Annotated in this window: 15 protein-coding genes; 9 read left to right on the forward strand and 6 right to left on the reverse strand. The window is 67.4% G+C overall.

Annotated features, from left to right (window positions below; all coding sequences use genetic code 11):
• Positions 1-33: 33 nt before the first annotated feature.
• The 6 genes from NWE53_RS05350 to NWE53_RS05375 all read right to left on the reverse strand — a co-directional run bounded on the left by NWE53_RS05350 (position 34) and on the right by NWE53_RS05375 (position 7151).
• Complete coding sequence (locus NWE53_RS05350) at positions 34-276, reverse strand: hypothetical protein (RefSeq protein WP_265053335.1); 243 nt, start codon at positions 274-276, stop codon at positions 34-36.
• 51 nt (positions 277-327) lie between these two features.
• Entirely contained in the window at positions 328-1770 is a 1443-nt protein-coding gene (locus NWE53_RS05355) for a metal-dependent hydrolase family protein (protein ID WP_265053336.1), read from the reverse strand.
• Positions 1771-1918: 148 nt separating this feature from the next.
• The gene (locus NWE53_RS05360; protein WP_265053337.1) at positions 1919-2185 is read right to left on the reverse strand and encodes a YMGG-like glycine zipper-containing protein; all 267 of its coding nucleotides are present in this window, start codon (positions 2183-2185) and stop codon (positions 1919-1921) included.
• A 274-nt stretch (positions 2186-2459) separates the two neighbouring features.
• Positions 2460-4289 (reverse strand): SLC13 family permease, encoded by a 1830-nt coding sequence (locus NWE53_RS05365; protein ID WP_265053338.1) that lies wholly within the window; start codon positions 4287-4289, stop codon positions 2460-2462.
• A gap of 50 nt (positions 4290-4339) precedes the next feature.
• Positions 4340-5545, reverse strand: a complete 1206-nt coding sequence (locus NWE53_RS05370; protein ID WP_442864965.1) for a M20/M25/M40 family metallo-hydrolase — start codon at positions 5543-5545, stop codon at positions 4340-4342.
• Between the two features lie 55 nt (positions 5546-5600).
• Positions 5601-7151: an AbgT family transporter gene (locus NWE53_RS05375; protein ID WP_265053340.1), complete on the reverse strand. Its 1551-nt coding sequence runs from the start codon at positions 7149-7151 to the stop codon at positions 5601-5603.
• 169 nt (positions 7152-7320) lie between these two features.
• Here NWE53_RS05375 and NWE53_RS05380 point away from each other — a divergent pair, with 169 nt between their 5' ends.
• The 9 genes from NWE53_RS05380 (at position 7321) to NWE53_RS05420 (ending at position 20478) form a co-directional block, all read left to right on the forward strand.
• Positions 7321-8664, forward strand: a complete 1344-nt coding sequence (locus tag NWE53_RS05380; protein ID WP_265053341.1) for an alpha/beta hydrolase — start codon at positions 7321-7323, stop codon at positions 8662-8664.
• 176 nt (positions 8665-8840) lie between these two features.
• On the forward strand, positions 8841-9860 hold the full coding sequence (locus NWE53_RS05385; RefSeq protein ID WP_265053342.1) for a helix-turn-helix transcriptional regulator: 1020 nt from the start codon (positions 8841-8843) through the stop codon (positions 9858-9860).
• Positions 9861-9885: 25 nt separating this feature from the next.
• Positions 9886-11106 carry an MFS transporter gene (locus tag NWE53_RS05390; RefSeq protein WP_265053343.1) on the forward strand — a complete coding sequence of 407 codons (1221 nt, stop codon included), beginning with the start codon at positions 9886-9888 and terminating at the stop codon, positions 11104-11106.
• Positions 11107-11337: 231 nt separating this feature from the next.
• On the forward strand, positions 11338-12438 hold the full coding sequence (locus NWE53_RS05395) for an efflux RND transporter periplasmic adaptor subunit (RefSeq protein WP_265053344.1): 1101 nt from the start codon (positions 11338-11340) through the stop codon (positions 12436-12438).
• Positions 12435-15515: an efflux RND transporter permease subunit gene (locus NWE53_RS05400; protein ID WP_265053345.1), complete on the forward strand. Its 3081-nt coding sequence runs from the start codon at positions 12435-12437 to the stop codon at positions 15513-15515. Before NWE53_RS05395 ends, NWE53_RS05400 begins: the two co-directional genes overlap by 4 nt.
• Positions 15512-16660 carry an efflux RND transporter periplasmic adaptor subunit gene (locus NWE53_RS05405; RefSeq protein WP_265053346.1) on the forward strand — a complete coding sequence of 383 codons (1149 nt, stop codon included), beginning with the start codon at positions 15512-15514 and terminating at the stop codon, positions 16658-16660. Before NWE53_RS05400 ends, NWE53_RS05405 begins: the two co-directional genes overlap by 4 nt.
• Positions 16661-16751: 91 nt before the next feature.
• Positions 16752-18245, forward strand: coding sequence for a M17 family peptidase N-terminal domain-containing protein (locus NWE53_RS05410; RefSeq protein ID WP_265053347.1), 1494 nt, complete (start codon positions 16752-16754; stop codon positions 18243-18245).
• On the forward strand, positions 18242-18751 hold the full coding sequence (locus NWE53_RS05415; RefSeq protein WP_265053348.1) for a DUF1269 domain-containing protein: 510 nt from the start codon (positions 18242-18244) through the stop codon (positions 18749-18751). Before NWE53_RS05410 ends, NWE53_RS05415 begins: the two co-directional genes overlap by 4 nt.
• Positions 18748-20478, forward strand: a complete 1731-nt coding sequence (locus tag NWE53_RS05420) for a hypothetical protein (protein ID WP_265053349.1) — start codon at positions 18748-18750, stop codon at positions 20476-20478. The genes NWE53_RS05415 and NWE53_RS05420 overlap by 4 nt, the downstream gene beginning before the upstream one ends.
• The last annotated feature ends 88 nt before the right edge of the window (positions 20479-20566 follow it).

The following is a 20566-nucleotide window of genomic DNA, read 5'->3' on the forward strand; positions in this document are numbered from 1 at the left end:
TGAAAGGGGCGGGCCGAGCGAGGCCTGCCTCGATCAGCGATGCCGCCGCGGCGCACGCCGCCGGTGACGTTGGCGCGGCTGATGCTGACGCTGGCGGTTGTAGTGCACTTGCGGCCGCTGGCTGAAGGCGATGTCGGCCTCGTCCAGCGCGCGTGCCGTCTCCTTGGCTAGCGGGCGGTCATCGCCCGGTGGAACCGTCGCTCCGATGGCGATGCCGCTCGGCGCGAGGCCAATTCCACCTAAAAGTCCGAACAGGAAAGACCGCCTGGTCGTCATGCTGTTGCGCTCCCTCATCGTGCGACGACGCACGGCATCCTGTCGGCTCGGCTAGGAAGCCAGCGAATTCCTGTAGAGCTTGCCGTCCTTCATGATGACGGCGAGGTTCCTGTCGGGCTGCTCGATCAGCCTGAGATCATCGAGCAGGTTCCCGTTCACGACGAGGATGTCCGCCAGCGCTCCAGCCTCGATGACGCCGAGCTTGCCGGGGTAGGGGTTGCGCGGTCCGGACAAGGCCAGGAGCTCGGCATTGCCCGCGGTCGCCATGCGCAGCGCCTCGGCGTTGCTGTACCATTGGCCAAGATGGGTGAGCATCACGCTCTGGCGCGGCGTCAAAGCGGGCGAGAACAGCAGGTCCGATCCCCAGGCCGTCTTGATGCCGTGCTTTCGGACGAGCGCGTAGGCCCGCGGCGTGTTGCCGAAGACCTCCAGCATCCTCTCGCGGCTCGGCCCCGTCAGCGGCACCGCATCCGCCTCGCTCAGGAAGGGCTGGATGCTGAGCCAGATGCCCTTCTGGGCCATCAGCCCGGCCGTTTCCTCATCCATCAGATGGGCGTGCTCGATGCAGGTCGCCCCCGCCGCGATGGCGCGCTGGACCGTATGCGGCGCATAGGCATGGACGGTGACATAGGTGTTCCAGTCGCGGGCGATAGCGACGGCGGCCCTGAGATCGCTCTCGCTGAAGGTCGTCATGTCGAGCGGGCTGCGCGGCGAGGAGACGCCGCCGCCGCCGACGATCTTGATCTGTGAGGCGCCCTGCACCAGCTGCTCGCGGATCCGCATGCTGAGATCGCCGAGGCTGTCGGCGATCGCCGCGCCGCCGATGGTCTCGATCAGGCTGAGGCGCCCGGAATCGCGCGGAATGTCGCTCGGCATGCGCAGATCGGCATGCCCCCCGGTCGTCGTGATCATCGCGCCGGAGGGGAAGATGCGCGGCCCCGGGATGATGCCCGTATCGATCGCCTGCTTGAAGGCGAAGACCGGGCCGCCGAGATCGCGCACGGTGGTGAAGCCGCGGAGCAGCGTGCGGTTGGCTTCGGCGGTCGAGGCCGTGAAGATCGAGCCGGGCTCGCCGGACATCAGCATCGGCGCCGGCACCGCCGCGAACAGCGTGTGCCAATGGGCATCGATCAGGCCCGACATCAGCATGCGGCCGCCGCAATCGATCACCGTCCATTCCGGCTTCGGCGGAGCGTTGCTGGTATCGACCGCGGCGATGCGATTGCCTTCGACCAGGATCTGGACATTCGTCCGCAAGCTGTTCGACTTGCCGTCGAACAGGCTGGCCTGCCGGAACAGGATTGCGGCAGGCTGAGCGGTGCCCTGCGCCAAACTGGGCGCTGCCGCCGCACCGGCGAGCAGGGCCGCGCCCGACAGCAGGCCGCGGCGCGTGAACGCATCCAGACGACGAGACGCCTGGACGAGCATCGGATTGGAGCAGCCGCAAGCCGCGTCATGGATCAGATGCTGATATTTGCTGCCTACGCGGATCATGGCTCCCTCCGATCGGCCGACGCTTTCCGCGGGGTGCTGGTGCGGCGCCTCGCGGGGCGCGCGTCATGAAGGATAGAATGAGCCGTCTACCGGCGAGCGCAATTGCCGGTGCCGCCTTTGAGCTGGCCGCACCGGGAATTGGGCGCCGTCAGGGGCAGCGCGCCTCGAAGGTACGGCCTTCGCGGTCGCGATAGATGCAGTTGTTGGGGGTGGTCGCACGTCCGATCACCGCGCCGGCAACGCCGCCGACGGCTGCGCCGATCGCCGCGCCACGGCCACCGCCCGCGATGCCACCGATCACGGCTCCCGTACCAGCGCCGATGACACCGCCGCCCAGCGTCCGCTGATCGGCCGAGTTGGCATTGCAGCCCGCAAGCGCCAAACCGACGGCGAGCACGGCAAATTTCCAGCGCATTTCGATTTCTCCTCGTGTTCAGGCTGACGCGCCAAATGAGTTCCGTATCGAACGGGACGCGCAAATGGGAGGATCGGATGAATGTCGATCTCCCCGCGCGCCGAGCGATGAACAATTCTGCTCCGGCTCAATATTAGCGCCTGACCTTGGCGCTGCATCGGCCGAGAATCCCAAACCCTAGACCCGTCGTCTCAAACCGACGGCGGGAGATCTTTCCAAAGGCAGGAGATCTTTCAGCTCCAACCCGAGAACAGGCCGATGGCGAAGTCGTCCCTCAGAAGCGCCAGATCAGCGGCACGATGAAGACCGCGACGACGAAGAACCAGATCAGGAGCGGCAGGCCGAGCTTCCAGTAGTCGCTGAAGACGTAACCGCCGGGGCCCATCACCATCAGGTTGGTCGGCGTCGCGATCGGCGTCAGGAAGGCGCCGGCGGCCGCGACGGCCGTGCTCATCAGCACGGGCCGGGGCGAGATGCCCATGGAGGCGGCGGCGGCAACGCCGATCGGAATGACGATCAGCGCCGTCGCGGTGTTGCTGATGAGCTGCCCCATGATCGCGGTCAACACGAACAATCCGGCGAGAAGCGCCGTCGGCCCGGCATCGCCGACGAGTGCGACGAGCCGGTCGGCCAGCATCTTCGCCGCGCCCGTCTCGATCATAGCGGTCGAGAGCGGCATCATCGCGCCGACCAGGATCACGGTCGTCCAGCTGATCGCGCGGTAGGATTGTTCGACGGTCATGATGCCGCACAGGATGATCGCGCCGGCCGCAAGCAGCCCGGCCACGGCGGAGGGAACGATGCCCGTCGCAAGCAGCAACACCATCCCGAACAGTATGATGATCGCCTGCTTGGCTCCCGGGCCCATCGGAACGGCCTGCCGCCGCACCAGCTCCGGCGAGCTGACGACCAGCACGTCGGGATCGTCGAGATGGGTGTCGAGCGCCTTCCAGGTGCCCTGCAGCAGCATGGTGTCGCCGGCCTGCAGCACGACGCCCGCCGCCTTCGTCGCGCCAGTGCTGGGAGCTTCGCCCCCACCGCGCTGGACCGCGAGGATGATCAGGTCGCCGCTTTCGGTGACCATGCCCGGAAACACGCTCTGGCCGATCAGGCCCGAGCGCGGCGGGATCACCACCTCGGCGAGGCCGGAGCGACGGTTGAACAAGGTCTCTTCGCTGTCGCCTGCGCCTTCCTCGCGGAAGGCGAGATGCATCTGTGCCGCGAAATTGGCGGCAACTTCAGCATCGCCGCGCAGCAGCAGATGGTCGCCCTCGGCGATCGCCGTCCGGCGCAGCGGCCCGGCCGTGTCGCCATCCTGGATCGCCACGAGCTGAAGCCCGGGCCATTCGCCCAGATCGATCGCATTGGACGGCGTCCCGATATAGGGACAGGTCGCGCGGATGCGCAGCTGATGGATGCCGCTCGCCAGGCCGTACTGCTCCACCAGCGTCTTGGCGTGGCGGCTGAAATCGGCCGGCATCGTCGCGCCGTTGCGCTGGGGCAGCAGCTTCTCGCCGAACAGGACGATGATCGCCATGGTGCCGGCGAGCAAAGGAATGCCGGCCAGCGCGAACTCGAAGAAGCCGAAGCCGCCGACGCCGGCATCGAGCCCGGCTTCCGAGACCAGCACGTTCACCGGCGTTCCGGTCAAGGCGAGCATGGAGCCGGCATGGCCGGCGAAGACCAGCGGCATCAGCAATTGCGAGGAGTTGCGCTTGAGGCGGACCGCGATGACGACGACGACGGGGAGCAGCGCCGCGACGGCGCCGTTGAGGCTGATCAGCGCGACCAGAAGTGCGACAAGCCCCATCATCAGCACCAGGAGCCGCGTCCGGCTCTCCTCACCCGCGCCCTTGATCAGGAGCTGCCCCGCCCACGCCGTGACGCCCGTGACCTCGAGCCCCGAACTGACGACGAAGAGCGACGCGATGAAGATGACCGCGGGATCACCCAGGCCGCCGAGCGCCTGCGGCAAGGTGAGCACGCCGGTCGCCCAGAGGCCCAGAGCCGTGCCCATCGCGACGAGCACGACGGGCACCTTGTTCGTGATGAACAGAACGACGGCAATGGCGATGATGATGCCAGTATAGGCGATCGGGCTCACGCATCAGCTCCTTGTAGGTCCTGCTCGATCGCAGACCCGTTTGCAGGGTCTCAGTCTTCGAGCGTCGCCATCAGGATGCCGAGACGGCAACCCTTCTCGTACTCGGTGAGATTTACGTATTCCTTGATCGTGTGGATCTCGGCCTGGCCGGCACCGATGGTGATGGTCGGCACGCCGTGCTTGTCGAGCCAGTTCGCATCGAGGCCGCCATTGGAGAACAGGTAGTTGGGCTCGATGCCGAGAAGGCCAAGCGCCTTGGCAGCGCGCTTCACCACCGGCGAATCCTTGGCCAGCTCGAAGGGCGGATAGGCCGGCTTATGGGTGAAGGTCACCTTCGCCGTTTCGCCGCCATCGTCCTTGACCTCTGCCTGCGCCTTGGCGAAAGCGGCCTTGAAGGCCTCGGCGATTTTCGTGGCGAAGGCGGCCTCGGGGCTGCGCGCCTCGCCACGGATATAGGCGTAGTCGGTGACGACATTGGTCGCGTCGCCGGCGGCGGTCGTGCCGCCCTTGCCGCCGAAGATGCCGACATTGCTGGTGCCGCGGCCATCGGGCTTGACGATCTTGCCGAACCAGCCCTCGCGGCGCGCCTCGGCAATGGCGATCGAGCCGACGAGCGTCGCCGAGATGCCCTTTTCGGGAGCGACGCCGGCATGGGACGCCTTGCCGGTGATCTCGACCTCCCAGTTCTCCTGGCCGACCGCGCCGATCAGCAGCTCGGAAGCGAGTTGGCCGTCGACATTGATGCACATGACCGCGCCGCCGAGATCCTTGGGGTTCAACTCGCGGGCGCCATGCAGGCCGCTTTCCTCGCGCACCGTGAACAGCAGCGTGATCGGCGGGTGAGGCAGCTTGTGCTTGATCAGCGTTTCCGCGAGCACGACGAGCAGCGCGACGCCGGTGCGGGCATCGCCGCCCAGCGCCGTCGTGCCGTCGGAGACGATGCGGTCGCCCTCGCGCTTCGGCTTGGCGCCGGCGCAGAGCGGCACGGTGTCGAGATGGGTCGAGAACAGCAGGCGCGGGCCGGCCTTCGTCCCGGGCAGGTCGACGATCAGGTTGCCGGTCTCGGTCGGCAGCGGAATGCGCTTGTTGGCGTCGTCGAAGCGGATGGCGGAGGCCGGAACGCCCACGGCCTTCAGCGCCTCGCTGACGGCGGCGCCGATATTGGCTTCCTTGCCGGTCACGCCTTCGACCGAAAGGAAGCGCATGAGGTGCGCGATGGCGGCTTCGACGTCGAGAGGGATCGATGGTGTCGTCATGATCTGCATCCGGTCGGTTTGAGAGTGGCGTCGGGAGGGATGAGCGCCTGTGCGATCACAGCCCCCAGGGCAGGCCGAGCATCTTCCAGACGGCGAAGAGTGCCGTCCACAGCACGAACATCCACACGACATAGGGCAGCATCAGCGAGACCACGGTGCCGACGCCGGCATTCCTGTCGTATTTCTGGATGAAGCCGACCACGAGGGCGAAATAGGCGTTGAGCGGAGTGATCGCGTTCATCGGGGAATCGCCGATGCGATAGGCCGCGAGCACGGCTTCCGGCTCGACGCCGAGCTTCATCAGCAGCGGCACGAAGACGGGGGCGAAGATCGCCCATTTCGCGATCGCGCCGGTCAGCAGCAGGTCGATGAGCGCGACCACCACGATGAAGCCGATCAGCAACGGCAGCGCGCCGATATTGGCGGCCTGCAGCACGCCTGAAAGGCTCAGCGCCATCACCGTGCCGATATTGGTGTAGGTGAAGTAGGCGACGAACTGGCTCAGCACGAAGAACAGGAAGATCGTGCCGCCCATGCTCTTGATCGATTTCTCGATCGCGGCGATGACCTCGGACAGCGTCTTCAGCGTGCCGGCGCCGATGCCATAGGTCCAGCCGGTGACGAGGAACATCAGCATGATCAGCGCGATCAGGCCGTTCATGAAGGGCGAGTTGCCGATCAGCTCGCCGGTCGTCGGGTTGCGCAGCGGGGCGCCCGAGGGCAGCGTCAGAAGGCAGAACACCACGATCAACCCTAGGAGGCCGAACCCCGCGAAGCGAAGGCCGCGCGTCTCCGCCTCGGAGAGCACCGCGCCTTGCTCGGTGACCGTTCCCTCGGCCGCCAGCTTGGGATCGTAGGGGCCCAGACGCGGCGCGATCATCTTGTCGGTAATGAACGCGACGATGACGGTCAGGAACAGCACCGAGGCGATCGAGAACCAGAGATTGGAGGCGAGGCCGATCGTGCGGTTGGGGTCGACGAGGCGCGCCGCGTCGTTGGTGAACTCGACCAGAACCGCATCGAGCGGCTTGATCAGCATGTTGACGGTGAAGGCGCCCGCGACCGCTGCGAAGCCCAGGGCCAAGCCTGCAACCGGATGGCGTCCGACGGCGAGATAGGCGATGCCGGCCAGCGGGATCAGGACGAGGTAGCCCGCATCGGCCGCGATGCTGGCGATGATGCCGACGAAGGCGAGGATGTAGGTCAGCGCCCAGTGCGGCGAGACGATCACCAGCTTGCGGATCAGCGCGGTGACGAGCCCGGATTCCTCGGCGACGCCGGCGCCGATCATCGCGACGATCATGAGCCCCACGGCCGTGAAGCTCATGAAGTTGGGGATCAGCGACGAATACATGAAGCGGATGCCGTCGATGGTCAGAAGGCTCCTGATCGCCGTGCTCGCCGTCTCGATCTTGTGCGTGTCTGGGTTGATCCGCTCGAAGGTGACGGCCGCTCCGAAGAGGCCCAGCACCGCGGACAGGGCGATGACGATGCCGATCAGGATGAGGAAGATGACGACGGGGTGGGGAACCATGTTCCCGACCTTCTCGACGGTGTCGAGGAACCTTTGCATGACCGTCTTCGGCGCAGCGGTGGCAGTCGTCATCGCATATCCCCCTTGAGCCAAAGCCTGCGACGCCAGATTCAGCGATATGCGCACGCGAGCCGGCGTTTCCCGGACCGACAAGACTCCGAGTCTCCACGGCGAACCATAAATCCGGATGCGGGGAGGGCATCGGCAGAGAATCCCAAACTCTGGACCACCTGTCCCAAAGTTGAGGCCGTCACCCGCGCTGAAAGCCCTTGGACTTGCCGCCGGCAGTGCTGTTTTCTACGGTCCGCCCGCATGCGAACCCCGCCTACAGGTCATGGACAGAATCGAAGCGATGCCAGGTCGAGGCAAAGTTCAGGGCCGCGCGATCCGGGGCAGGTCTTGCTTCGCGGCTTACGGCCTGCTTTCGCCGGGCCGGCGCTTGCTTAGCGGTCGCATGGCGCTTTTTCGGCTGTCTTCCCTGGCACTGACCGTCGGCCTGGGCGCTTGCGCGTCGGTTCCCCAGGGCCTGCTGCGCCCTGTCGCCCCCGCTCCCGGGACAGAGAAAGTCAACATGCTGGCGGCGACGACCCGCGCGCCGTCGCCCGATCCCGGCATCCTGTTCAGCGGCGATCGGGGGGAGGGCGTTTCGTTCAGCAACATCGTCGTCTCGATCCCGCGCGACCGCGAGGTCGGCACGATCCAGCTGCCCCGATCGGTTCCCGGCAATGCAGCGACCGATTTCGTCGTCACCTCGTCCACGCCGCTGTCGAAACCAAAGCTCGCCGACTGGTTCCGGTCGACGAGCGGCCGCTCGAAGCGCGTCTTCGTGTTCGTCCACGGCTTCAACACGCCGTTCGACCGCGCGGTCTTCCGCTTCGCGCAGCTCGCGCACGACGCAGATGCCGATGCCGCGCCCGTACTGTTCTCCTGGCCGTCGCGCGGCTATCTGCTCGACTACAGCCGCGATTTCGACAACGCCTCCTATTCGCGGTCTGATCTGGCGGATCTGCTGCGCGTGGCCGCCGCGAGCCCCTCGGTCCGCGAGATCGTGATCCTCGCTCATTCGATGGGGAGCTGGCCCGCGGTCGAAGCCGTCAGGCAGATCGCGCTGAGGGACGGTGGCGTCCCCGGCAAGATCAGCAACCTCATCCTGGCGTCGCCCGATCTCGATGTCGGCGTGTTCCGGCGCCAGCTCGAGGATATGGGCCCCAGGCGCCCGCGGGTCACGCTGTTCACCGCGCAGCACGACCGCGCCTTGCAGTTGTCGCGCTTCATCTCGCGCGGCGCGACGAGGCTGGGCGGCATCGATCCAACGCAGGAGGAATACAGGAGCCAGTTCGCCGGGCTGTCCGGAATCACCGTCCTGGACCTCACGGCCATCAATGCGGGTGATCGCATCAACCACGATCTCTTCGCTGCCAGCCCGGACGCGGTCCGCCTGATCGGCGACAGGTTGCTGCAAGGGCAGGTGGTCACGGACTTCGATGTGCCGGCTCCCCTGGTCGCGGCGGGGGCGATCGGCTCGGCGGCGACCCTCCTGGTTACGGCTCCGATCAGGGTGTTCGATGCCGCGGGCAGCCCTTAGGGTTGACGCGATCTGTGCCAGATGCCAATATTTAAACGATGCTTTTAAGCTTAAAATACTGATCGACGAGTACTGCTATCACCATTCTATATTGACCTCAGTCAATTTCGGTCGAATTTGATCGGTGTTAAATCCATAGCCTATCTCTGTAGAACGCAGAACGATCGGAGTGTCCGATGCCGGCTTTCTCTCATGGCGGGGTGAGGAAGGACGTCAACTTGTTTTCCGTGGCGCATTTCTGCACCACGGGGCTGAAGGCCGAAGAACAGTTCGATGCCTGGCGGACCCTGCACAGGGATACGATCGAGCTTCTGCCGACGCGCGAGACATCGGCCGGCTTTGCGGCCGAGTTCTCCTCCTGGCAGCTCGGCGAACTGGTGCTGACGCATATCGCCTATTCGGGCGCGCCCGACAGGCAATGGCGACACCATCCCAAATCCTATCTCGATCACTGGTGTCTGGTCCTGGCGCGGACGGCGTCTGCCAGCGGCTGGACCAGCGAGGATCTGAGCTTCCGTTCGCTGGCGATGCCCTTTGAGGGACGCGCAGAGGATAGCGAGGTCATCACCCTCTACATCCCGCGCGATCAGCGCCCGACCGACGAGCAACGCTTCGACGGCGTCCATGGTCTCGAGGTGAGCCAGGATTTCGCACCCTTGCTCATCGGCTACATCGACAGCCTGGTCCGGCAACTGCCGCATGTCTCGCCCGAGCATGCCGCCAATCTCGAGATGCCGACCCGGGCGCTGGTCGCGGCCTGCATCATTCCGCAGTCGGTGTATCAGGAAGCGGCGCGGGCCTCGCTCGGCTCGGTTCTCGTCGACAGGGCGCGCAACGTTGTGCGGCAGAACATGGCTTCGCCCGATTTCGGCCCGGAGCGATTGGCCCGCCTGCTGGCGATGTCCCGCTCGAAACTCTACCGGCTTTTCGAGCAGAGCGGCGGCGTCGCCCATTTCATCAACCGCGAGCGCCTGCGCGAGGCGCATCATCGGCTGAGTTCGCATCGCGAAACGCTCTCCATCCATGCGATTGGGAACGAGGTCGGCTTCATCGATCATTCCACCTTCAGCCGGGCCTTCAGGCGGGAGTTCGGCTACAGCCCGACCGAGGCGCGCGAGCGCGGCCTCGCCCAGTCCTTCGTCGACGAGCCTGAGACGGCCGGCAGTGCTGAGCCATGCCTCTCCCGCGCGTCCTGAGCCCATCTCGATCGGCCGAAGCCGCGTGAGCCGCCTGTCCGCCGATACCGGCACAGCGGCCCTTGCCACGGGTGCGGCCGGCGGACGGCTGTCGTTTCTCTACGCGTTCCTGTTCTTCGAGCTGGGCGTCAACCTTCCCTTCTTTCCGCTCTGGCTGCAGTCGCAGTCCCTCGGCAGCGACGCGATCGGCATCATCCTCGCCGCGCCGCTGCTGACACGGATCGTGGCGAACCCGATCGTCGGGGCGCTGGCCGATCGAAGCGGGCGCATATCCCTGGCGCTGGCGATCTGCGCGATAATGGTTGCGGCGGGGACCGGCCTGCTGGCTCTCGCGGCGAGCTTCTGGACAATCCTCGCCGTCGTCGTCGCAATCGCCCTGGCACAGGGACCCTTGATCGCGCTCGCCGATGCCGTGACGCTCGGCCGCCTCGCCGAAACGCCGCGATCCGAGCTGGCATATGGCCGGATCCGCCTCTGGGGATCGATCGGCTTCGCCGTCGCCAACCTGGCGGCAGGCTGGGCGCTCGAATGGTTCTCGGCCTCGTCGGTCATAGCGTTGCTGCTGGTATCGGCGACGCTCACGGCCATTGCGGCCGTGGGTTGCATGGGGTCTGCGCCGGGCAGCCCCGAAAGAATGCCGCGAGAGGACGAGGGACTGATGCGCCCCCTTCTTCTCGCCGGCACGATCGCCGGCGCCGCCCTGGTGCAGGCGAGCCATGCCGCGTTCTATGGTTTCGGTACGCTGCACTGGCAGGCGCTCGGGATTTCCGGCGCGACGATGGGCGGGCTCTGGGCTCTCGGCGTGCTCTCCGAGATCGTCCTGTTTGCCTTTCTGGGCTACCGCATGCGCGGGCCTGCAAGCGCTGCCGGCCTGCTGGTCGTGGCGGCGGCGATAGCGATGCTGCGCTGGAGCTGCATGTCGCAGGACCCCGGCGTCGCCGCGCTCGTTCTTCTGCAGCTGACTCACGGCATGACCTTCGGTGCCGTCCATCTCGGCAGCATCTTCCTGCTGGCGCGGCTCGCACCGGGCGGGATGCAGGCGCGCGCCCAGGCCTGGCTTGCCGGCGGATGGGCCGGCGTGATGGCGGTCCTGACGACGCTCAGCGGCCGGCTCTACGAAAGCTGGGGAGAGCAGATCTACCTCGTCATGGTCGTCGCCGCGGCGGCCGGGCTGCTGCTGCTATCCGCCGTCGCCCTCGGGCTGCGTAGCGCCCCGGTGCAACAGCCGGCAGGCTCGGCGCCGTGAGGAGCGTTCCCAACAATGGGATGACCAGCCCAGAGTTGGGATTCTGAGCTAATCCGAACCCCTTCCGGTGTTGCTAGCGTCGAGGCGTCGTCCCGAAAAGCTTCGCAGGGCGCAAGCGCGCTTGCGGATATGCGGGCGCGGCAGCGGGCAGAGGAACAGTTCGATGCAGAGGCGAGGCTTGCGGGAGTGGATGCGCTGCCGCAGCGCCGGGAGGCGGCCGAGGGGGCAGGCATGAGGCATAGTGGAGCTTCGTCACGCCTGGGCTGCTTTGCCGCCGCGACCGTCATCGCGTTTGCCGTCGCCTCCTGCAACCGGGAGGAACAGGCGACGCCTGCGCCCGTGCGCGTCGTCCGAACCATCACCGTCGAGCCGCCCCGCCAGGCGCCCGACCTGACCTTCACCGGCCATATCGAGGCACAGGACCAGGCTTCCCTTTCGTTCCGGATCGGCGGCCGGCTGGCGGAGCGCCTCGTCGGCCTCGGCGCAAGCGTCCGGGAGGGAGAAACCGTGGCGCGGCTCGATCCCGAGAACGAGCTCAACGATCTCCGCTCGGCTCAGGCCGTGCTGACGGCGGCGCAGGGCGACCTGCGCAAGGCGGAAAACCAGTTCCAGCGGCAAAGCCATCTGCTCGAGCGGCACATCACCACGCAGGCCGATTTCGAGAGTGCCAAGCAGGCGCTCACAGCCGCCCGCGCCCAGGTCGATGCCGCTCAGGCGCGCGTCCGGTCGGCCGAGGATGTCGTCGGCTTCACGACGCTGAAGGCCGATGCGCCCGGCATCGTCACGCGCGTCGGGGCCGAGCCCGCCGAGGTCGTCGCCGCCGGCCGGATGATCGTCCAGCTCGCCAGGCGCGAGGGCCGCGACGCGGTCTTCGAAATCCCGGCCGATCTGGCGCGCCAGCTCACGCCCGACATGCAGGTGCGGGTCGCTCTGGCCGGTGAGGCAGGGGCCGAAGCGACCGGCCGGGTGCGCGAGATCGCGCCGCAGGCCGACCCCGTCACCCGCACATTCCAGATCAGGGTGGGTCTCACCGATCCGGCGCCGGCCTTCCGTCTCGGCGCGGCCGTCTCGGGCTCGATCCGTGACAGCGGCGGCGGAGCGATCGCCATCCCCGCCACCGCGCTGACACAGCGGGACCAGGGCATCGGCGTCTGGGTGGTCGATCCCAAGGCCCTGACCGTTTCCCTGCGCAAGCTCGACGTGACCAGCTCCGACCCGGCCGCCGCCCGGATCGCCAAGGGTTTGGACATAGGCGACATCGTCGTCACCGCCGGCGCCGGGCTTCTGCGTGAAGGCCAGCGCGTGCGCCTGATCGGAGCGGAGCCGCGATGAGCTTCAACCTCTCGGAATGGGCGCTTAAGAGCCGCTCGGTCGTGATCTACCTCATGATCGTCGCGGTTGCCGCAGGCGTCTTCGCCTTCATCCGGCTCGGCCGCAACGAGGATCCGGCCTTCGTCATCAAGACGATGGTCGTCTCGGCGATCTGGCCCGGCGCCACCATGGAAGAAACGCTGAGCCAGGTGACCGAGCGTCTCGAGCGGCAGCTCGAGGAGACGCCGGGCCTCGACAGCCTGCGCAGCTTCACCAGGCCCGGCGTGACGACGATCTTCGTCAACCTGAAGGGCGAGGTTCCCGGCCGCCAGGTTCAGGACACCTGGTACAGGGTGCGCAACCTCATCGCCGACATGCGGCACACGCTGCCTTCGGGCACGCTCGGGCCGTTCTTCAACGACCGCTTCGGCGACACCTTCGGCATCATCTACGGCTTCACCTCGGACGGCTTCAGCAGCCGGGACCTACGGGACCATGTCGAGACCATCCGGTCTCGGCTGCTGCTCGTACCTGATGTCTCGAAGATCGAGATCATCGGCGCGCAGGACGAGCGCATCTTCATCGAATTCTCGGTGCGGGAACTCGCCAATCTCGGCCTAAATCGCTCCGCGCTGCTCGCGGCCCTGCAGGCCCAGAACGTGGTCCGGCCGGCGGGCGAGGTGCAGACGCAGGACGAGAAATTCTCGGTGCGGGTCTCCGGCGCATTCCAGTCCGAGTCCGATCTGCTGAACATCAACTTCCCGGTCGGGGACCGGATGGTACGCCTTGCCGACATCGCGACTATCAGCCGCGGCCAGGCCGACCCGCCAACGCCGATGTTCCGCGTGAACGGGCGGGAAGCGATAGGACTCGGCATCGCCATGCGCGATGGCGGCGACATCCTGGCGCTCGGCAACAACGTCAAGAAGGCGATGGCAGAGGTCACCGCCGGCCTGCCGCTAGGCATCGAGCCCTATCTTGTCGCCGACCAGGCCGTGACGGTCTCGCATGCGATCGACGATTTCATGATGTCGCTCTGGCAGGCGGTCGGCATCATCTTGGTCGTCAGCTTCATCAGCCTCGGCGTGCGGCCGGGCCTCATCGTCGCGCTCGCGATTCCGCTGACGCTCGCCATCGTTTTCGCCTGCATGCTGGTGGCCGGCATCGACATGCAGCGCATCTCGCTCGGCGCCCTGATCATCGCGCTGGCGCTGCTGGTCGACGACGCCATGACCACGACAGACGCCATGGTCACGCGGCTCGCCGCGGGCGAGGAGAAGATGAAGGCGGCGACCTTCGCCTTCGAGAAATACGCGACCGCGATGCTGGCTGGCACGCTGGTGACGATTGCCGGCTTCGTGCCGATCGGCTTCGCCGCGAGCTCCGCCGGCGAATACACCTTCTCGCTCTTCGCGGTGGTGACGATCGCGCTCGTCGTCTCCTGGTTCGTGGCCGTCCTCTTCGCGCCCGTGCTCGGCGTCGCCATGCTGAAGGCGCCCGACGCTTCAGCGCAGAGCAAGGAGCCGGGGCGGGTCGAGCGCGGCTTCCGCTCGTTCCTTTCGGGGGCGATCAAGCTGCGCTGGGTGACCATCGCGGTGACGCTTGCCCTGTTCGCTGCGTCGATCCTTGCGCTGCCGCTCGTGCCGCGGCAATTCTTCCCGGCCTCGGACCGCCCGGAGCTGCTCGTCGATCTCACTTTGCCGCAGAATGCCTCGATCTATGCCAGCGAGGACCTCGTCAACCGCTTCGAGGCGTCGCTCAAGGGCGATCCCGATGTCGAGCGCTGGAGCACCTATGTCGGCCGCGGCGCGATCCGCTTCTACCTGCCGCTGAATGCGCAATTGCCGAACGACTTCTTCAGCCAGGCCGTGATCGTCGCCAAGGACGTGGCGGCGCGCGAGCGGCTCCAGAAGAAGCTCGAAGCGCTTCTCGCCAAGGAATTCCCCAACGTGGTCGGGCGCGTCTCGCCGCTTGAGCTCGGTCCGCCCGTGGGCTGGCCGGTGCAGTATCGCGTCAGCGGGCCCGATATCGCGGAAGTCCGCACCGTCGCGATGAAGCTCGCGCAGGTGGTGGCGGCGAACCCCAAGGCGCAGCAGATCAATTTCGACTGGATCGAGCCGGCGCGGGAGCTGCGCCTGCGCCTCGACCAGGACGAGGCGCGTCGTCTCGGCCTCAGCTCGCAGGCCGTCGCCGCGATCGTCAACACCGTGGTCTCCGGCACGGTCGTGACGCAGGTTCGCGATTCCATCTATCTCGTCGATGTCGTCGTGCGGGCCCAGGATTCCGAGCGCGCCTCGCTCGACACGTTGCGCAGCATGCAGGTCGCGCTGCCCAACGGCCGCTCGGTGCCGGTGTCGCAATTCGTCAGCTTCAGCTACGGGCTGGAATCGCCCCTGATCTGGCGGCGGGACCGCGTGCCGAACCTGACGGTGGCGGCCGATGTTCCACCGGGCACCTTGCCGGACGTGGTGGTGAGCGCGCTGCAGCCTTCCGTCGACGCGCTCCGGAAAACGCTGCCCGCCGGCTATGACATCGCCGTCGGCGGCACGGTCGAGGAAAGCGCCAAGTCGCAGGCCTCGGTCATCGCGGTCATCCCCGTGATGCTGCTGATCATGTTCACGGTCCTGATGGCTCAGCTCAGGAGTTTCAGGCTCTTCGCGATCGTGCTCAGCATCGCGCCGCTCGGTCTCATCGGCGTCGTCGCAGCGCTGCTGCTGTCAGGCAAGCCGCTGGGCTTCGTCGCCTTGCTCGGCATTCTCGCCCTGATCGGCATCATCACCAAGAACGCGGTGATCCTGGTCGGTCAGATCGAGGACGAGCGGGCGGCCGGCAAGAGCGTCATCGAAGCCGCCGTGGACGCTGCCGGCACGCGCTTCCGGCCGATCGTGCTGACCGCCATCTCGACCGTGCTCGGCATGATCCCGATCGCACCGACCGTGTTCTGGGGCCCGATGGCCTTCGCGATCATGGGCGGCCTGCTGGTCGCGACGGTCCTGACCCTCGTCCTCCTCCCCGTCCTCTATGTCACCGTCTTCGGCGCCCCCTCGGCGCGCGGCAAGGCGCAGCGGACGGCCAGCGCGGGAGCGTCCCGGTCATGAGCGCAATCTCGACGAGGCATATGCCGAGGAGCCGCCTGGGGCGGGTGGCCGCCGTCACGATGCTTGGTGCGGTCCTTGTCTCCTGCGGCAACGAACAGGCGCCGCAATCCGAGGGGCGGCCCGTCGGGGTCGTCACGGTCGAGGCGGGGCAGTTCGCCGACGATATCCAGCTCAGCGGTGAGATCCAGGCGAAGAAGGATGTCGGGCTCGGCTTCCGCATCGGCGGGCGGGTGCTCGAACGGCCCGTCAATGTCGGCGACCGGGTGACGGCGGGACAGGTCGTCGCCAGGCTCGAGCCCGCCCTTGAACAGAATGCGCTGGCCGCGGCCAAGGCAGCGTTGGAGGCCGCGCGCGGCGAGGTCAACACGGCGCGCAACACCTTCGAGCGTCAGGAGCGGCTGATGAATCAGGGCTTCACCACCCGGCCGCGCTTCGACCAGGCGCTTCGCGCCCAGGAGACGGCGCAGGCGCAGCTGGAGAATGCGGAGGCGCAGCTCGAACTGGCGCGCGACCGGCTCGGCTTCACCGAACTGCGCACCGACGTCGCAGGCGTCGTGACGGCACGGCGGATCGAGCCGGGCGAGGTCGTGCAGTCCGGCCAGATCGTCGTCCAGATCGCCCGCGACGACGATCGGGACGCGGTCTTCAACGTACCGGCGTCGGTGCTGGACACCCATCTTTCCGACGCGAAAATCCGCGTCGCGCTGGCGGATGCGCCCGCCGTCACCGCCTACGGCACGGTGCGGGAGGTGGCGCCCCAGGCCGACCCCGTGACCCGGACCTTCGAGATCAGGGTCGGGTTGCAGAATCCGCCGGAGACGATGCGGCTCGGTTCCACCGTGGTCGGCACCATCGAACTCACGACCGCGGCGATCGTCTCGATTCCGGCGAGCGCGCTGACGCAGCAGGGCCGGTCGCCCGCCGTGTGGATCATCGACCCCGCCAAGTCGACCGTCTCGCTGCGCAGCGTCGACGTGCTGCGCTTCGACCCCGGCAAGGTGATCCTCTCCCAAGGGCTGGAGCCCGGCGAAACAATCGTCTCGGCCGGAATCCAGACTCTGCACCCTGGCCAGCGCGTCAGGCCCCTGCGCGGGGACGGAGATCGCCCCCGACAGCAGGCAGCGGCCGCGGCTCGCCGGCCGTGACCATCGGCAATATGAGACCGGCGCGGTCACCGCGCCGGGACGTTTCAGAATCCAGCCCGCCGACATGATGTTTCCTTTGCAGAGGGCATCGATGGAGATCATCCCGGCCGTCGGAGAAGCCGAGAAACTCGGGACCGAGCTGCTCGTCCTGGGCGTGTTCTGCGACGGCCCGCTGACGGGCTCGGCGCGGGCCGTGAACGACCGCTCGGCAGGTCGGCTGGCAGTGTCCATCGCCCAGGCCGATCTCGGTGAAAACGTCGGTGCGACGCGCCTGATCGAGGCGTTGCCCGGTGTCGCGGCGCGACGCCTTCTGCTGGTCGGCCTCGGGCGGGCCGAGACCTTTTCGGAGCGGGCCTACCGGCAAGGACTCGCGGCGGTCGCGAAGGCCCTGAACCACGATCCGGCAAGAGAGATCGTGGTCACGCTGGCGGAGAACGAGGTTCCGCGCCGGGCGCTGAGCTGGCGGATGCAGCAGGCGGGGCGGATTCTCGCCGATGGCCGCTACGACTTCGGACTTCCCGACCGGGCGATGCGCGAGGAGCAGCGCAGCATCATGTTGCTCGTCCCCCACGCCCTGACCTCCGAGCTCGTCGCGGCGCTGCGGCAGGGCGTGGCGATCGGGGAGGGCGTTTCCTTCGCCAAGGAGCTGGGAAACCTGCCGCCGGATCTGTGTACTCCGGCTTTCATCGCCCGGACGGCGTCGGCAATGGCAAGCCAGTTCGACTTCAGCGTCGATGTGTTGGGGCGGAGCGATTTCGAGAATCACGGAATGGCGACGTTCCTTGCATGGGAGAAGGCCTCGGCCGGCGCCTGCAAGTTGATCGTCCTGCGAAGCGACCGGCGCATGGCGGCCGGCCGACCGATCGTCTTGATCGGCAATGGCGGGGCGGAGCTCGACCTTCAGCACGAGCAGCGCCTACGTCACGCCCCGATCCGCGACATGCGCGGCATCGCCGGCGTGCTGGGCGCGATGCGGACGGTCGAGCGGCTCGGCCTCGCCCTCAATGTCGTCGGCCTCATCGTCGCCAGCGAGGGCGGGGCGCCGCGCGGCGGATGCCGGCCGGCCAGGCCGAAGGAGATCCGCTCTCCCCATGTACCCGCGCCATCGCTGCTGGCCGACGTGCTGAGCTATGCCGCGCAATTCTCGCCGAACTGCGTCATCGATGTCGCGGCGCTGACCCGCGCCTCTACAGCCGCGCTGGGCAGCCATGCCAGCGGCCTTTTCGCCAATGACGACGCCCTGGCATCGGAGCTGGTGAAATGCGGCGGAAGCTCCGGCGACGCCGTCTGGCAGCTGCCGCTCTGGGATGACCATCCGCGATCTTCCGCGATGCATGGCGTCGAGTCCGACCCTGTAGACGGCCCGCCGGAGGCGATTGCCGCCGCTTCGGATCTCGCCCGCTTCGCCACCGCCTATCCCTGGGCCCATCTCGACATCTCCGGCACGGGCTCGACTGCCGGCCGGATGCGCAGCGCGACGGGGCGCCCGGTGCCGCTGCTTGCAGAATTCCTGATCGGCCGGGCACGGGCGGTGCCGGGCAATGCGATCTTTTCCCCCCGCTCAAGAACGGAGCTTCATTCATGAGTGATCTCGTTTTCATCGCCTTCCCGACCGAGCAGAAGGCCGAGGAAGTCCGCCAGAAGGTCCTTTCGCTCCAGCGCGAATACCTGATCGAGCTCGGCGACGCCGTCGTGGTCGTCAAGGACGACAAGGGCCAGGTGAAGCTCAACCAGATGATCAACCTGACCGCGACGGGCGCCGCCTCGGGCGCGCTCTGGGGCACGCTGATCGGCTTCATCTTCCTGGCGCCGCTGGTCGGCACGGCGCTCGGTGCCGCCTCCGGCGCGCTGAGCGGCAAGTTCACGGACATCGGCATCAACGACCAGTTCATGAAGGATGCCGCCTCGGCATTGCAGCCGAACACGGCGGGCCTCTTCCTGCTGATCCGCAAGATGACGACGGACAAGGTCCTCGCTGACCTCAAGGGTGTCGGCGGCACTTTGATCAGCACCTCCTTCGACGAGACGAAGGAAGGCCAGCTACGCGAGGCCCTGTCGGCCGTGGCGAGCACCGAGGCGTCGCCGGCGTGACCTCCGACTGGAGCCTGGGCGCGGAGGCCGCCATGTGGGCGGCCTCGACGGCGCGCCTCGACGATTTCCGTCCTCTGCTGCCGGCAGAGGAGGAGATCGTCGCCCGGCTCCAGTCCGGCAACTTCGACCGGCTCGGCGACGGCATCCTGCCCACCGAGCCGGACCCTGCGCGCATCGTGCGGGCCACCTTCCTGCGCTTCCTGATTCTGGGCGGCGAGGCCGGATGCCGCCCGCATGAGAAGGGCGTCCTCGTCCGCGGCGCCTGGATCTCGGAGGTCCTCGACCTCGAAGCCTGCCGCGTCTTTCGCGACATCGGCCTGAACGATTGCCGTTTCGAGGCGACGCCGATCCTGCGCGCCGCCATCATCAACCGGCTCTTCCTGGACGGCTCGCGGCTTCCCGGCCTGCAGGCGGAGCGGCTGGAGGCGCGCGGCGGCGTCTATCTGCGCGGGGCAGAGGTCGAAGGCGGGATCGACCTCGACCAGGCGCGCCTCGGCGGCAATCTCGAATGCGACGGCGCGACGATCCGCGATCGCGGCGGCTACGCCCTGCTGGGTCGCAGCCTGGAGGTGCGCAACGTCCTCCTGCGCGGCGCGACGATCCGCGGCGGCATCAATCTGGCGGGCGCCGTCCTGGCAGCCGATCTCGATGCCGCGGGCGCGACCATTCCGGCCTTCGCGCGAACCGCGCTCGATGCGACCGAGATCACCTGCAACGGCAGCATCATCCTGAGAAATGCCCATGTCACGGGCGAGGTACGGCTGACCGGTTCCGCCATCGCCGGCGATCTCGATTGCTCCGGCACGCTCGTCGACAATGCCGGGGAAGCGGCGGTCGAGGCCAGCCGTGCCGCCATCAAGGGGGCGTTCTTCCTGCGCCGTGACGCCCGGCTGGACGGCACGCTGGCGCTGACCGGCGCCTCGATCGGCACGATCCATGACGAGGCGGCCTCATGGCCGAAGCCCGGCGACTTGCTGCTCAATCGCTGCCGCTACGGGGCATTCATCGACGGGCCGGTCGATGCCGACAGTCGGCTGGACTGGCTCGCGCGTCAGAGGCCCGAGCGCTGGGGCGAGGATTTCTGGCCCCAGCCCTATGAACAGCTGGCGGCCGTGTTCCGCGAAATGGGGCATGGCGAGGATGCCCGCTCCGTGCTGGTCATCAAGGAGCGGCTGCAGCGCCGGGCGCGCCGGGCGCGGACGGAGAACGCGGTCTGGCGAGGGATGCTGTCCGTCGCCGACGGCATTCTCGGGATCACGCTCGGCTATGGCCGCAGGCCGTTCCTCGCCTTCATCTGGCTCATCTGCTTCTGGCTCGCGGGCGTGGCTATCTTCGCCTATGCCGAGCGCCATGGCGCCATCATGCCGAACAGCGCCGTCGTGCTCCGCGCGCCGGAATGGACTTTGTGCGGCATCGAGCAGGGCGAGCAGCGACCTCTGGTCGCCAGCGGGCCGTCGCAGGGGTTGGCCGCTCCGGGGCAGAACCAGCTCGCTTGCTTCCGCCAGCGCTGGGAGGCTTCGAGCTATCCGGCCTTCAGCCCGTGGATGTACTCGCTCGACACGCTGCTGCCCGTGCTCGACATGGGCCAGCGCACGTTCTGGCGGCCGAACCCGACGAAGCCCGGGGGCCGCGTCGCGATCAACTATTTCTATTTCCAGTCGGTCGTCGGTTGGGCCTTGAGCCTGCTGGCGGTTGCGGGTTTCTCGGGACTGGTGAAGTCGTCATGACCTTGCCGCCCCCTTCAGGTGGAGTGATGTTCCGGTGAGCAAGACGCCTTCTCCCTCCAGCGGCCCCTCCAAGGATCGCGGCACCCAG

Origin of the sequence: Bosea sp. NBC_00550 (genome assembly GCF_026020075.1) — a bacterium.
GTDB lineage: Bacteria > Pseudomonadota > Alphaproteobacteria > Rhizobiales > Beijerinckiaceae > Allobosea.